Origin of the sequence: Bartonella sp. CL71SXKL, from assembly GCF_042194935.1 — a bacterium.
In the GTDB taxonomy this organism is placed as follows: Bacteria; Pseudomonadota; Alphaproteobacteria; order Rhizobiales; family Rhizobiaceae; genus Bartonella.
In genome coordinates, this window is the sequence record NZ_JBHINI010000004.1 from 1 (window position 1) to 13,253 (window position 13,253).

General features: G+C 38.4%; 16 protein-coding genes and 1 pseudogene. 10 read left to right on the top strand and 7 right to left on the bottom strand.

Translation table 11 applies throughout. From position 1 onward, the window contains the following. Positions 1-89 precede the first annotated feature (89 nt). From ACFILA_RS02950 to ACFILA_RS02965, 4 genes are all read right to left on the bottom strand, one after another. Positions 90-404, bottom strand: coding sequence for a hypothetical protein (locus tag ACFILA_RS02950; protein WP_375660619.1), 315 nt, complete (start codon positions 402-404; stop codon positions 90-92). 211 nt (positions 405-615) lie between these two features. Next, a complete protein-coding gene (locus tag ACFILA_RS02955; RefSeq protein ID WP_375660620.1) occupies positions 616-1,173 on the bottom strand; it encodes a hypothetical protein in 558 nt (185 codons plus the stop codon). 48 nt (positions 1,174-1,221) lie between these two features. Beyond that, positions 1,222-1,746 carry a hypothetical protein gene (locus ACFILA_RS02960; RefSeq protein ID WP_273790895.1) on the bottom strand — a complete coding sequence of 175 codons (525 nt, stop codon included), beginning with the start codon at positions 1,744-1,746 and terminating at the stop codon, positions 1,222-1,224. 38 nt (positions 1,747-1,784) lie between these two features. After that, positions 1,785-2,306: a hypothetical protein gene (locus ACFILA_RS02965; RefSeq protein WP_375660621.1), complete on the bottom strand. Its 522-nt coding sequence runs from the start codon at positions 2,304-2,306 to the stop codon at positions 1,785-1,787. A 454-nt stretch (positions 2,307-2,760) separates the two neighbouring features. On the opposite strand from ACFILA_RS02965, the gene ACFILA_RS02970 reads away from it, so the two are divergent. After that, positions 2,761-2,883, top strand: coding sequence for a hypothetical protein (locus tag ACFILA_RS02970; RefSeq protein WP_375660622.1), 123 nt, complete (start codon positions 2,761-2,763; stop codon positions 2,881-2,883). 1,219 nt (positions 2,884-4,102) lie between these two features. Beyond that, positions 4,103-4,669 carry a hypothetical protein gene (locus ACFILA_RS02975; protein ID WP_375660623.1) on the top strand — a complete coding sequence of 189 codons (567 nt, stop codon included), beginning with the start codon at positions 4,103-4,105 and terminating at the stop codon, positions 4,667-4,669. A gap of 563 nt (positions 4,670-5,232) precedes the next feature. Here the strand turns inward: ACFILA_RS02975 and ACFILA_RS02980 are convergent. Beyond that, complete coding sequence (locus tag ACFILA_RS02980) at positions 5,233-5,421, bottom strand: hypothetical protein (RefSeq protein ID WP_375660624.1); 189 nt, start codon at positions 5,419-5,421, stop codon at positions 5,233-5,235. 712 nt (positions 5,422-6,133) lie between these two features. On the opposite strand from ACFILA_RS02980, the gene ACFILA_RS02985 reads away from it, so the two are divergent. The 3 genes from ACFILA_RS02985 (at position 6,134) to ACFILA_RS02995 (ending at position 9,623) form a co-directional block, all read left to right on the top strand. After that, the gene (locus tag ACFILA_RS02985) at positions 6,134-7,078 is read left to right on the top strand and encodes a YopJ/AvrA family T3SS effector serine/threonine acetyltransferase (RefSeq protein WP_375654358.1); all 945 of its coding nucleotides are present in this window, start codon (positions 6,134-6,136) and stop codon (positions 7,076-7,078) included. A 330-nt stretch (positions 7,079-7,408) separates the two neighbouring features. Beyond that, a complete protein-coding gene (locus ACFILA_RS02990) occupies positions 7,409-8,353 on the top strand; it encodes a YopJ/AvrA family T3SS effector serine/threonine acetyltransferase (RefSeq protein WP_375660625.1) in 945 nt (314 codons plus the stop codon). Between the two features lie 343 nt (positions 8,354-8,696). Next, positions 8,697-9,623 carry a YopJ/AvrA family T3SS effector serine/threonine acetyltransferase gene (locus tag ACFILA_RS02995; RefSeq protein ID WP_375643300.1) on the top strand — a complete coding sequence of 309 codons (927 nt, stop codon included), beginning with the start codon at positions 8,697-8,699 and terminating at the stop codon, positions 9,621-9,623. 173 nt (positions 9,624-9,796) lie between these two features. Here ACFILA_RS02995 and ACFILA_RS03000 read toward each other — a convergent pair whose 3' ends face one another. Further along, positions 9,797-10,075, bottom strand: coding sequence for a hypothetical protein (locus ACFILA_RS03000; RefSeq protein WP_375630970.1), 279 nt, complete (start codon positions 10,073-10,075; stop codon positions 9,797-9,799). 508 nt (positions 10,076-10,583) lie between these two features. Here ACFILA_RS03000 and ACFILA_RS03005 point away from each other — a divergent pair. Genes ACFILA_RS03005 through ACFILA_RS03020 form a run of 4 tightly spaced genes read left to right on the top strand, consistent with a single transcriptional unit; the run spans position 10,584 to position 11,808 of the window. Then, the gene (locus tag ACFILA_RS03005) at positions 10,584-11,246 is read left to right on the top strand and encodes a lysozyme (protein WP_375660626.1); all 663 of its coding nucleotides are present in this window, start codon (positions 10,584-10,586) and stop codon (positions 11,244-11,246) included. After that, a complete protein-coding gene (locus tag ACFILA_RS03010) occupies positions 11,243-11,479 on the top strand; it encodes a hypothetical protein (RefSeq protein ID WP_273790902.1) in 237 nt (78 codons plus the stop codon). Before ACFILA_RS03005 ends, ACFILA_RS03010 begins: the two co-directional genes overlap by 4 nt. Continuing rightward, positions 11,403-11,615, top strand: a complete 213-nt coding sequence (locus ACFILA_RS03015; RefSeq protein WP_273790903.1) for a hypothetical protein — start codon at positions 11,403-11,405, stop codon at positions 11,613-11,615. The genes ACFILA_RS03010 and ACFILA_RS03015 overlap by 77 nt, the downstream gene beginning before the upstream one ends. Next, on the top strand, positions 11,608-11,808 hold the full coding sequence (locus ACFILA_RS03020) for a hypothetical protein (protein ID WP_273790904.1): 201 nt from the start codon (positions 11,608-11,610) through the stop codon (positions 11,806-11,808). Before ACFILA_RS03015 ends, ACFILA_RS03020 begins: the two co-directional genes overlap by 8 nt. Before the next feature lie 374 nt (positions 11,809-12,182). Here the strand turns inward: ACFILA_RS03020 and ACFILA_RS03025 are convergent, their stop codons facing one another. Continuing rightward, a complete protein-coding gene (locus tag ACFILA_RS03025) occupies positions 12,183-12,443 on the bottom strand; it encodes a hypothetical protein (RefSeq protein ID WP_375660627.1) in 261 nt (86 codons plus the stop codon). A gap of 47 nt (positions 12,444-12,490) precedes the next feature. Between ACFILA_RS03025 and ACFILA_RS03030 the strand changes: the two are divergent. Further along, positions 12,491-12,692 (top strand): annotated as a pseudogene (locus tag ACFILA_RS03030) (integrase); the annotation flags it as partial. Between the last annotated feature and the right edge of the window lie 561 nt (positions 12,693-13,253).

Genomic DNA, 13,253 nt, shown 5'->3' on the forward strand with positions numbered 1-13,253 from the left:
TTAATGAACAAGTCAAAAGCAAGGCTCAACAAAAGCCTCTCTTCACTTTTTCCCCTCGCTCATTTTTCTCTCGCTCACTTTCCCCTCGCTCACTTTCCCTCGCTCACATCGTATAATATGACGGGAGCTCCTTTCTGCTCAACCTCTTCTTCTAATTGCCGTATCATCTTGTTCAACTGACGGGTCACGATAAAACGCATAATAAAAACAATCGGTAAGAATAAAAAAACACAGGCAAGCATCCATGCTAGTGGCTCGAATACGACAAGAGAAACAAAGTCCTGCCCTCTCCATATTTTAACGACAACAGTTATAACTATTGGAGCAGTCACTATAACCGTAGAAAGATAGCATATTTTTTTATAGTCTTGCCAAACAAGAGAAAGCTGTTTTTTATCAAACATTCTGCTGCTTTTTTATTTTTGGGAGATCTGTTTTAAGGCGATATCGCGTTCATTCAGCACGCATTTCAGTTCCTTTTTCACGCGACAATAAAGCCTCGCACGCTTGATAAACAAGTAACAAATTGTCCAAACTGGCACCCACAATAAAATATTTACGATCATATATAACAGGAAAGAAATGGCTATTAATGTTATAAGACTACCCGTCATTTTATCCTCCACGCCCATTCTGCATACGAATTGCCTGATCGCGTTGTTTTATTGCTTCTTCCAATTGTGGAAGTATTTTGTTCAATTTTCTTGTTAACTTTATGCACATCACCCAAATGATCGGAAAAAAGAGAAGAAATCCAATCCATAGAGAAGCGTTCAACAGTGACATGATCCCGCCGACCATATCACTCTTCCACCATACCAAATTTGCGATAGAGCAAGCAGCCCGCAAAACAGAAAAGAGGACAAAGATAAAAAAGATTATTTTACATTCTTTTGAAGAAAGAGGCAGAGATTCTTTGAAGTTAAGAAAGCGCATTTTCGCATCAAGGGTCTTATGCAAAAGATTGTGTCTTTTCATTTCTCCCTGATCATTGCGCAATTGTTGTATGGCTTGTTTTTGTTGCATCGTACTCTTTTTCAAGTCTTGAGCGATTTTAAAAGATAACCTCATATGCTTGATCAACAGGTAAGGAAGCCTGACCATAACTATAGCCATTAAAATGGCAATGATGGTGATCCCTAAAACAGCCAAACATTTTATAACAATAGTCATTTTTCCCCCCTATCGCATTGATATGAAATCATCATTTTTATCCTCTGCTCAAACAAATGTTTCTAACCTCTTCATTGTTTTTTCCACGCCATACTGAAGGAAACTATGGAGAATTAAAATGACAGGTAAAAAAACAATAATCCATAGCCAGAACCACAACAGCAGCTGCATGACAAACATGCCAACCGTAAACAATAGAACCATATAACCGTGTAAAACAATCGCAGATTTTATAAGAAAAGAAAAAAAAGCTATCAAACCTGTAAGAGACACAATCACAATGAAGGCTAGAAAAAAGATGATAAAATAATCTTTTCTTGAAAGTTCCAAAGATTCTTTAAAAGAAAGGGGGCTTAATTCTATTGCACAAACTGTATTCTGTCCTTTCCCTCCTGCCTGATTATGCCCCAAGTTCTGCGCTGCACCCTTTTTTAATTTGCGCCGCATCCAAAACAACAATATTGTCCGTTTTATCAACGAATAATAAAGTGCAAAGATTGTCATGACGGTAGAAAACAGTATCATGATCTCCCCGAGAAACATGAAAGCACCCAACCCTCCTGTGATCAACATTCCAAAACTCCTTACAAAAGAATTAGCCTCTCGTTTCCCTATTGTGTTCTGTTGAGAGATTGGTTGTCTAACTGTTGCTGCTCTGGCAATGTATCCCACAGCTTCATCATTTCCTTGACATCCCGTTTAGAGATGGCGTTAAAGACAAAAAAGAATGGAAAGAACAGCACAAGACAAAACCAAATCATTTGCGGTAAGAAACATAAACAAGCCCAAACACCATTCCATCCTACGTTACGCAAAAACAAGACAGCAGGATTATTTTCAAAAGGCTGTTTCAAAATCTCCTTAGTCATTTTTCGAAGATCTCCTTGTTCCATTTTCTCCAGTGCTTGAAGCTGTTCTTTAGATATAATGTGAAAAAACTCCAAAGGGCTCATATAGACAGTCGCGGCAAAAAGCACCAACAAGGGGATAGCCCAACACAAAATGATGACGTAATCTCTTCTTGAGAGAGCCGTCCATTTTTTAAAAACTGCAGACTGATTCACCCCTGGCTGTGATGCAAAAGCCGTATTTCCCTCATGGATAGATTGGTGTTGTGATTTATCTTCGATCATATGGATATTTTCTCACTTCTAAAATGCCCACTCACTCTTTGAAAACATGCAACCAGAAAAACCGATTTATCGAGCACTCTTTTCACCATGAAACCCGTGCTATAGGACTTTTTAAGTCTATTTTTTTAAATTCCCTATACGCGACAACATACAATCTCTCAGGCTTACAAGCACAAACGCTATTGTGTCTCCTTATCTATGACCCACACCTTAAAAGACAATGTTTCACAAAACTCAACAAGCAAAAATATTCAATCTAAAAAATATATGATGTGTAAAATTTTACTAATAACATACTGATTTATAACAATTTATTATTTAGCACATTAAATGAGAACCCTAAATAGCATAGGATTATCTTATTCGAAACCTGTTCCATATTGGGCCAATCCAAACCATGTCTCTTGCGCGTTACAAGCAGAAAGAGCCATATAGAGTAAAATATTAAGAAAGGATGATAAATGCCTCTAAGGAAGCGTCTCAAATGCCAAGGGCTGTCGCAAAAATGAGAGCTGGCAAAATGTGTGATGCTATGGACTTTCTTCTTCACAAGCGTAAAAATGGAAGTGTGCAATAGATTTTATAGTATTCAAACTTTATATGGATTTCATTGGGGGACTTTATCGTTATACCCTTCATGAGCACCCTTGCGAAATGGTCAAAAGAGAGCCCTAAGACATGGCTCTTTAAAAAGCAACACAACACAAAGTCGAACAAGCAACCGATTATCCAGTATGAAAAGCGCGCGACAAACAACCTTAATCCTCATTTGAAAGCTTCTTAATTAAAAAGGCTTCATTAAAGATGAAATATCTCACAGCCCCCACATTTATAAAGCCCCTACATTCATCAAGGCATCTCCCATAAAAGCATCTTTTTATAAAGGCATTTTCTTCTTATAAAAACAGCTTCTTTCGATAATGCATCCTTTCCTTTAAACGACATCCCCTCGTCTTATGATGAGATCCATTAAAACGGAAAATTTTATACTCTATAAAGGATACTTATAAAGGAAATACCAAACCAAATAGCGAGATCATTCACAGTTTATTTTAAGCCGATAAACGATATTTTATTTGAAAACATAGAGCATCTTATGCTATTATAATAGGATACGGAGGTTTGCTTTTTGCCGCTCTCTGCCACTCAAAAGAAGACAACATATCTCCTATAAAGGATAAAAGTATGCTTAACAGCGTGATGTATATCAAATATCTTGGGAAAGCGCCCACCAACAAAAAAATAAGAGAACCCAAATAACAAGCTCCCAACTTAAGAAAACAATGACCTTTCAAAAGTGGAATTGAAAAGTTTTCACAAAGCGCTCGTGAAAAAAGAGACAAATAATCCCATTAGAAAGACGATGACATGCCCTTAAAATCCATTCTTATTTTTTCATTCACATTTGACAAAAATTTTCCTTCAATCTCTCAAGAACAGTTAAGAAATATTTAAAAAGCAAATAATTCGCTATCCATGAAAAAATAAGCATGACAGGGGCGGAAGATAAGACTGATAGGGATAAGATAAAAAAGGTAAGAAACACTTTAAAGATGATTTTTTCGCCCCACACCGTTGCTTTTCTTTGCATTTAAAACGCCTTTAGTATCGTTTGTTTTTTGATCTGCAACGGCTGATATTTCCCAGTATTTGCTCACTCCCCCCCCAGTATTTTCTCCCTTTTAAGTATTTTCCCCCTCTTAAGTATTTGCTCCCCCAATATTTGCGCCAAGTGCTTTTTACATCACTGTCCCCCATCAACAGACAGTTTCTTTTTCATTCAAATGGTTAAGTTCATGAAAATACGTAAAAAACGCGGTAGACCGAAAATAACAGGAAAGCGAGAGCCCAAAGGACGTATTTCACGTGCCCAAAGCTCCAGCGAATCTGCGCTTCAATCTGCGATTGAAATGCGTGCAAAACACTTTGGTTTAAGCCTCGAAGAAGCGAAAAATCCGCTTGTTGGGACCTATATTGGGCGTCTTTGTTTGCTTGGCTATAAAGAGGCTTCATCAGGCATCAGTAAAGAGCAATATGACACGGCACAACAATACTTGCAAATTAGAAACGACTATTTATGTGCAAAAGGTTTACCAAACGGTTATTACGATGGTTTTACACACAGCGCATCAGATGAGAAAGCAAAAAAGCAATGGGTCCAAAGAGCAACGGAACACTATGAAAATATGCAAGAAGCAATTAAAGAAGCACAATATCTACATCGTCAACACAACTTTCATGCGGCATTACACTATCTTGTTATAGAAGATCAACCGCTGCCTAATCTTGTTGGTTCGTTGCGTATTATTCTTGATGCCCTTTATAAACATTTTGACAGTTCTACCCCAAAGAGCCTTAGCTAAAAACACTCATCGTTTCCTCCCCCTCACAGGATAAAGATTCTCCCCCTCCTTTTATAACATGCCTCTTTATAACCAGCTCCTTTATAAAGTTCCATTTTGGCAGGGTGCACTTGAGATCCACTGAGCTTGCCCTTTCATAGAATTAACAAGCTTAAAGCGCACAACAAACAAGCTTTAAAATATCCACCACGCCCTTAAAAAAATACTTCAACCTGTCAAAGAAACTTAACCTTATATCTACCCATGCCTCACTTAACCATGCCTCAAAGGACAATAATTCACGGCATATTCACGGCATGGGCAGGATAAATATTTGCCCCTCTTTAAAACAGCAACATTCTCCCCTCTACCCCCATTGTAACAAACCACCCTCATCATACACTTCGCCCAATATCGCGACATCCTTAGCTTTTAAGACAATTCATTATCGTCATTTTACGTCTTTTCTTGTACAATTCTATATGGCTTTCCTGATCTTATGACGGACAAACGCTATGGCTTTTATTTCAGCATAATCTGGGTTTCTCATTCAAAATAAATAATGATAAAATATCCACTATAAATCAATAGCTTATCATTAAAACAACCCGTTGATCTTTGACAAAATTAAAAGCATCAACCCTTAAAGGAAAGAAAAAGCCCCTACCAACAATCTTCTCCCTCATCAACAACTGCACCGATAACCCTCCACCCATCACACCACCGCTAATACGACAGCCAGCACAACCCCAATCGCCCCCACAAATCGCCAACACCTAAAGCTTTGCCCCGCAACACCTTCCAATCACCGCCTTCCCAATTTCATCAATAAAATACCACGGATTTCAAAACCACAATTCTCCCTTCATCTTGTCCACGCCTTTCTCAAAGGAGAAAATGTTTTTTGCCACATCAAAAACTTTTCCATTAAAACAAGATATTTTGCTGCATAGCTAATGAATGAGCTTTTTTCTGTAGATTTTTTTCCACGATAAAAAAGGAAAAATAATCGTTTTGCGGTTGACAGAATATGAAAAATCGTATTTAATGACAGGTGCGGTAAGGGGTTTTCTGCGTCCAGATTTCATCATAAAATTTTCGCATTATTATAGACTATTATAAACAGTGTGTCTCGCGACAATGTTTAAAACTTTACGGTTTGAAGGTATCTTTCGTCTTTTTCTGACTGTTTTCTTTTGCATCACCCAATTTGCATCACCAACAGCCCCATAATTTTGAGATTTTCAAAACAAGTCGTATTCACTAAGGGCTCCCAACAGAACGCCCTAATAATCCCCCCATAAAATACCAATATCATACATCACAGCAATAATGAGCAATACACGCATAAAAATATGAAAACGGCATCATTATGCTCTCATCGCCTCACCTTTCAAGATGCAAAGGCTTTTTTTCAAAACATTGTTTAGCCAGAATTGAAGAAGATAATATCACCTATCGATCATCAACATAGAGGCTAAGATTATGAAGCCACAAGATTCTCCCCCACCTCATTCCTCACAAACACCAGAAGGCGCAAGCGCACCTGAAGGGGCGCATGCAAATGCATCATTAGACACTCTTGCTGCACATTTAGAACGGCTTAACATCGAAAAAATAAAAAACACTCCTTTCAACCGTGCCGAGTTAAAAGATATTGTTGCTGGTTTAGAACAACATAATGCCGATGGCAGTTGGATCAAAAATTATTATGATATTTTAGATCTTTACATGATGCCAGCCTTGGTAGATCAAGCAAATCGTAAATATCCAGAGATGAATCTTAAACTTGCAATGACACCTGACGACTTTGCACTCTCACTAAAAGAAACGCTCGAAAAGGGCATAAAATCTTCTAGGCTGATCGTTAACGCAAAAGATAGGGGAATTCATTTTGCTGTCATTGATCATCAAACCATAGGGGACAAGACATCTCTGATATTTTTAGAACCTACCTCACTGCGTGACACACTCCCCGCCTTACTGGCATTAAGAACGCGACAATCCATTGAACATCACCAATTGCCTAACATTCATTTTGCCATGGCAGAAATGAATATTCAACGCAGTTCCTCTGAATGTGGGATGTTCAGCTTAAGCCTTGCTAAAAAGCTTTATCTCGAAGCTCAAAAATTAGAAAGACTACACAAAGATAATATTAAGGGTGTGTTATGTGAACCAGACACGCCTTTACCTGCTGAAAAATTAGATCCATATCTTCCAGCTCGTTTATACAAACACGTGCAAGGCAGAAGACGTCTTAGGGAATATCTAACAGCCAATCCAGAAGCAGCACATGAAAAAGTAAACAAAAAAGGCGAAACTCTAAACGAGAGGTTTGAGAGAAGCTTGGTGGCAACAGAGACAAAAACTGTTTCTGTTTCACAACACAGAAAAAGAGCAACAGAATACAAATCTCTAATGATGTAATAAGCATTTGCCATAGCCCTATTCCACATCCACAAAGAATGAAGCTCTGCGGCTTTACGGTAAGATATAAGTTGCTGTTAGCAAATCTTCTTTTCCCTTTGAAAGAAGTAAAGATGCAAAAAGTAAGCAATTACCTCTTACAAAGACAAAAGATACCTTGCCTTAACTCTGAAAAGCGTGGGGTTTTGTCTTTCGTAACAAAAAAATTAAAAAAGATGAGTTCATCTCTTTGTTTTTTTTTTAGCTAAAAAATCTTTCCTGCAAACATTGTTTAGCCAGAATTGAAGAAAATAATATCATCTATCGATGATCAATATGGAGGCTAATAGTATGAAGCCACAAGATTCTTCCCTCCCTCATTCCTCACAAACACCAGAAGGAGCAAGTGCACCTGAAGGGGCACATGCAAATGTATCATTAGACAATATTACTGCACATTTAGAACAACCCAGTAGCGAAAAAGGAAGAAATATCCCATTCAATCGTGCGGAATTAAAAGATATTGTTGCCCGTTTAGAAGATGACATCTTAATGGGTCGTTGGTTTACAGCTGATTATGCAAGTACAGATCTTAAACTGATGCCAGCCTTGGTAGAACAAGCAAATCTTAAATATCCTGAAATGCGTCTTCAATTGGTAGCATCATCTCACGACTTTGCCCTTGCACTAAAAGAAACACTCGAAAAAGGCATAAAATCTTCTAGATTTATCATTCACACAAAAGATAGAGGAATTCATTTTTCAGTAATTGATCATCAAACTATCGATGACAAAACGTCCGTGATATTTTTTGAACCTACAACATTTAAAAACATGCAATCAGCAGTGCTAGCATTAAGGGCACAATTGGCCATTAAAGCGCATGAATTGTCTAACTGTTCTTTTGCCATGGCAGAAATGGATATTCAACGCAGTTCCTCTGAATGTGGAATGTTTAGCTTAAGCCTTGCCAAAAAGCTTTATCTCGAAGCTCAAAAATTAGAAAGACTACACAAAGATAATATTAAGGGTGTGTTATGTGAACCAGACACGCCTTTACCTGCTGAAAAATTAGATCCATATCTTCCAGCTCGTTTATACAAACACGTGCAAGGCAGAAGACGTCTTAGGGAATATCTAACAGCCAATCCAGAAGCAGCACATGAAAAAGTAAACAAAAAAGGCGAAACTCTAAACGAGAGGTTTGAGAGAAGCTTGGTGGCAACAGAGACAAAAACTGTTTCTGTTTCACAACACAGAAAAAGAGCAACAGAATACAAATCTCTAATGATGTAATAAGCATTTGCCATAGCCCTATTCCACATCCACAAAGAATGAAGCTCTGCGGCTTTACGGTAAGATATAAGTTGCTGTTAGCAAATCTTCTTTTCCCTTTGAAAGAAGTAAAGAGATAAAGATGCAAACAGTAAGCAACGTGATCTCTTAAAAGATAAAAAGATACCTTGCCTTTGACTCTGAAAAGCGTGGGGTTTTGTTTTTCGTAACAAATTTTTTTTAAATAAAGATGATTTCATCTCTTTGTTTTTTTTTAGCTAAAAAATCTTTCCTGCAAACATTGTTTAGCCAGAATTGAAGAAAATATTATTTTCTACCAATTATCAATATGGAGGCTAATAGTATGAAGCCACAAGATTCTTCCCTCCCTCATTCCTCACAAACACCAGAAGGGGCAAGTGCAAATGAATCCTTAGAAGACCTTATTGCACGTTTGATGCAAAGTTCCATCCAAACAGAAGAAGAACATGTTGCACCAAGTTCTGACGAATTAAAAGATATTATTACAGGCTTAGAAGATGATCTCGTCACCGGCCGTTGGATTAACGCTTATTATGAAAACACAGATATTAGATTGATGCCGGCTCTCGTAGAAAAAGCAAACAGCAAATATCCAGACATGAATCTCAAATTGGCTCTTACAGCAGAAGAGTTTTCGCACGCACTAAAAGAAGTCGTTGAGAGCGACGCAAAATCTGCCCGATTTATAGTAAATTCGGGAAGCAAAATCCACTTTGCCGTCCTTGATTATCAAAAAGTTGATGACAAAATCTCTTTGATTATGCTTGAACCTACAACATTTCAGAATATCACAGCTTGCAAACTAGGGATAAAAATAAATCAAACCCTTCAATGTCTTCAACTGCCTCCTTATTCTTTTACCACGGCAGAAATGGATATTCAGCGAAGCTCTTCTGAATGTGGGATGTTCAGCTTAAGCCTTGCCAAAAAGCTTCATCTTGAATCTGATAAATTAGCAAGATTGCACAAAGATAATGTTAAGGGTGCATTATGTGAACAAAATTCATCTTTATCTGCTGAAAAGTTAGATTCCTATCTTCCAACCACTTTTTATAAACACACACAAGGAAGAAGACGTCTAGAACACTATTTAAAAGCCAATCCGGATGCTGAACATGAAACAGTAAACAAAAAAGGTGAAACCCTGAGAGAGAGATTTGAAAAAAACTTAAGAACAACAGAAGGAAAAACTGTTTCTGTTTCCTCCCACCAAAAAAGGCTCACTGAATACAAATCTTTATCGATGTAATTGAGGCTTTTTCCATATTCCTATTCATCAAAGGACGCAGAGAGGCTGCTTTACAGCTAAGATTTCTCTAAGCAAACCAGCTTTTGCGCTCATAAAACAAAAATAGCAAACAACTTTCCTCTTAAAGAAAAAGCACCATTGTCCTATAAAAACCATCCCCTCTTAAAATTGCATCAAAATTCCAAAGCTCTTGTTAGCCCAAAGCTCTTTGTAATAATGAGACTATTTGGATAAGCAAAACGCTTGATACATAAAATATTTAATGCTTTCGTCTTCAGTAAAAGCATATGTCTTGTTTTTCTGAGAGTATCCACTTCGTATCTCAAACACCCCCACATCAATGCCATACGACCAAACAACCGCAATAGACCACGCTTATCGTGCATCAACCAAACAACCGCCCGCACCAAGAAAGCTCCATCAAAAACACCAGGACAAGGTCTTAAAATCAACAACCTCTCTTAACGGAAAACACCTGCCCAACTATTTACCCCTCTTAGCCAACCATTACCCCTCTTGCCCAACCATTACCCCTCTTTGCCTAACCATTACCCCTCTTGCCCAACTATTTACCCCTCTTTGCCAACCATTACCCCTCTTGCCCAACTATTTACCCCTCTTTGCCAACCATTACCCCTCTTGCCCAACCATTATCCCTCTTTGCCAGCCATTACCCCTCTTGCCCAACCATTACCCCTCTTGCCCAACTATTTATCCCTCTTAGCCAACCATTATCCCTCTTGCCCAACTATTTACCCCTCTTACCCAACTATTTACCCCACTTGCCCAACCATTACCCCTCTTAGCCAACCATTATCCCCATTCCCTAAGATGTCACAACCAACCTTTTGATTTCATAAAAATTTCACATCTCTTCTGTTTTTGAAGCGTGAAAAATTTCATTTTTAATCTGTCAACCAGCCTCACGTTAACGTGAGGCTTTATTTTATGGAGAAGCAAATGAGAAAAATATCTAAAGCAGGGCTTGCACTCATTAAACAATGGGAAGGATTGCGTTTACATGCCTATAAAGATGCCATCGGGGTGTGGACAATCGGCTATGGTCATACCAGCACGGCTGGCAAACCGTTCGTTCACAAGGGCATGATCATTACTGAAAAACAAGCAGAAGAAGTTCTTTCTCAAGATTTAAGACAATTTGAGAATACCGTTGAAAAACATGTGCGGGTTTCCTTAACGGATGAACAATTCGCCGCGCTCGTATCGTTTTGCTATAATATAGGAACATCGGCTTTTTGTAATTCGACCCTGCTCAAAAAACTCAATAATGGCGAATATGAAGCCGTCCCTGCTGAGTTACAAAAGTGGACTAAAGCAGGAGGAAAACGTCTTCACGGTTTAGTGCACCGTCGTGCAGCAGAATCGGGATTATGGGCAAAAGGGGCTTATGTTTCTCCCAACTACCAAACCGTAGAAACGCAAACACCCATGGGATTTTTCAAAGCAGAAGCGCTTACACCGATTATTGGTTCTTTTTCTGGACTTTGGGGCTTATTGGCAGGCAATGGTCCCATCCAATGGGCATTGGCAACCATTATGGTTTTAGCCGCCTGCGTTGGCATTTTCTTTGTGGCAAAACGGTTTCGGGAGCAGCGCTTATGATGTGGTGGTTGAAAAAAAATCTGATGATAACAGGAGCGGCTCTGACCGCTTTTTTTATCGCTTTAGCAAAAGCTTTCACTCTTGGAAAGAAGGTTGAACAACAAAAGCAAATAGAAAAAACGCTAAAGTCATCAACAACACGGCTAGAGGTGGAAAATGAAATTAATCAAAAAAGTGATGCTGATGTACGCGCTGCTCTTACTCACTGGTTGCGCGATAAAAACAATCAATGAGCCTTTTTCTTGCGTTGGTTGGATGCCCATTTATTTAGACAAAAAAGATCTCAATATCATCAGTTCAAATCTCGCAAGAGATATTTTAAAGCATAACAAACAAGGGGAAGGCTTGTGTGGGTGGAAACATGGCTAGAAAAAAAACAGAGCTTACAGAAAAGGAAAAAGAAATCCTACAAGAAATCATCACAACGTATAAAAGTGTAAAAATGATGTCACGCTATACGAAGTGGATTATATTCATCATTTTCTTATTAGCACTTGATTTTTCACGGATCATAGATGTGCTGGGAAGTATTTTTACACAAAAATCGAATATTCAGCTCTAAAATAAATAAAAAACGTGAGACGTATTAAATCTTTTTTTAAAATATAAAAAGCCATTCGTTATTTTTTGAAAACACGGAGATTTTATTGATGATTTTTTCACGTCTCACGAGAAATTTTTACACGCCTCACAAACGTCGTGCTCTTCACAAACGCTTTCATGAAATGAATTTAAGGGCATGAAGAGAGATTTTTAACCAACGCGTAAGTCAGCAACTTTGGTAACATAAGAAAAGGATCATACCAACGTACATTTTTTTAATAAACTATTGATATCCAAATGATTTTATACTCTTCATAAATAGCATTGCCAAGAATTTGTATTAAAAGACATTTCTTTTAAAGAAGCGCATAAACAAGCAATGTAATGGTAGCCTTACATAAAACTTCTCATCTTTACGTTGAATAAAAAAGCAAGCCGGCTCCTCCCACCCTCCCAATGCCCTGCCTCCCAATGCCCTGCCTCCTCAATGCCCTGCCTCTCAATTTCCACCCTCCCAATTCCCTGCCTCTCAATGCCCTGCCTCCCAATGCCATGCCTCCCAATTCCCACCCTCTCAATGCCCTGCCTCCCAATGCCCTGCCTCTCAATTTCCACCCTCTCAATGCCCTGCCTCCCAATGCCCTGCCTCCTCAATGCCCTGCCTCCCAATGCCCTGCCTCCCAATGCCCTGCCTCCCAATGCCCTTATGTTCTATGCATAAAGGTCAAGTTGAAGAGAATATATGGAAAATCCTTGGTTCGAAAATATGAAAAGAAGGCATGAGGCTACAACAGAATTTCGCGTGCCTTTATCATCAGAAGCATTAAAAATTCTAAAACAAGCGCGCCTACTGTCTCGTAATGATTTTTTTCGGCTACCTGTCATGGTCCCCTTAGTTCAAAAATTGCTCCCCACTCAAGAATTTTCTGTCACAATATAGGCAACAAACAGAACTTGAGTATAACAACATGGGTTTGGCTCCAGTTTAGGTGATGAGCTTACCGAAAAAAGATGAGAGCAAGGCGAAAAATTAGCTTTTATCTTTAAGCTTCTCAAATGGAGCAGTCTCCCCATTTCAGAGATCAACGAAACAGAGAGAGGCTTATTCTCCTATGCAAAAGCTTGAAATACCAGCATCTTATTCATAAAAAAACAAACCAGCCCCATCATGCTCTTTTCAACTCTGTCTTTCCAACGCTCAATAGGTACTAACTCTTAGCTACTGACTCTTCTTAACTACTGACTTTTAATGATTGCGTTGGTTCATAAAACCGTAGTGACCTCTCACCTTATGAAGCACAAACACAGGATTTTTTAACGGTGCATACATAAACCTAAAATGAAAAAATAGAACTGTATTAGGAATAAATGACTATAAATCAAAGAGTTATATTTTTATTAGCACAATATTTTCAAAGGAAACCACGATCCCCACACAATAGAAACATTTCATAAAAACAAGAG

Excerpts from the sequence above, each read along its gene's own strand:
- ACFILA_RS02990 (WP_375660625.1), top strand. The coding sequence starts at position 7,409 with ATGAAGCCACAAGATTCTTCCCTCCCTCATTCCTCACAAACACCAGAA.
- ACFILA_RS02970 (WP_375660622.1), top strand. The coding sequence starts at position 2,761 with ATGATAAATGCCTCTAAGGAAGCGTCTCAAATGCCAAGGGCTGTCGCA.
- ACFILA_RS02965 (WP_375660621.1), bottom strand. The coding sequence starts at position 2,306 with ATGATCGAAGATAAATCACAACACCAATCTATCCATGAGGGAAATACG.
- ACFILA_RS02975 (WP_375660623.1), top strand. The coding sequence starts at position 4,103 with ATGAAAATACGTAAAAAACGCGGTAGACCGAAAATAACAGGAAAGCGA.
- ACFILA_RS03010 (WP_273790902.1), top strand. The coding sequence starts at position 11,243 with ATGATGTGGTGGTTGAAAAAAAATCTGATGATAACAGGAGCGGCTCTG.
- ACFILA_RS02985 (WP_375654358.1), top strand. The coding sequence starts at position 6,134 with ATGAAGCCACAAGATTCTCCCCCACCTCATTCCTCACAAACACCAGAA.
- ACFILA_RS03015 (WP_273790903.1), top strand. The coding sequence starts at position 11,403 with ATGAAATTAATCAAAAAAGTGATGCTGATGTACGCGCTGCTCTTACTC.
- ACFILA_RS02955 (WP_375660620.1), bottom strand. The coding sequence starts at position 1,173 with ATGACTATTGTTATAAAATGTTTGGCTGTTTTAGGGATCACCATCATT.
- ACFILA_RS02950 (WP_375660619.1), bottom strand. The coding sequence starts at position 404 with ATGTTTGATAAAAAACAGCTTTCTCTTGTTTGGCAAGACTATAAAAAA.
- ACFILA_RS02995 (WP_375643300.1), top strand. The coding sequence starts at position 8,697 with ATGAAGCCACAAGATTCTTCCCTCCCTCATTCCTCACAAACACCAGAA.
- ACFILA_RS03020 (WP_273790904.1), top strand. The coding sequence starts at position 11,608 with ATGGCTAGAAAAAAAACAGAGCTTACAGAAAAGGAAAAAGAAATCCTA.
- ACFILA_RS02960 (WP_273790895.1), bottom strand. The coding sequence starts at position 1,746 with ATGTTGATCACAGGAGGGTTGGGTGCTTTCATGTTTCTCGGGGAGATC.
- ACFILA_RS03005 (WP_375660626.1), top strand. The coding sequence starts at position 10,584 with ATGAGAAAAATATCTAAAGCAGGGCTTGCACTCATTAAACAATGGGAA.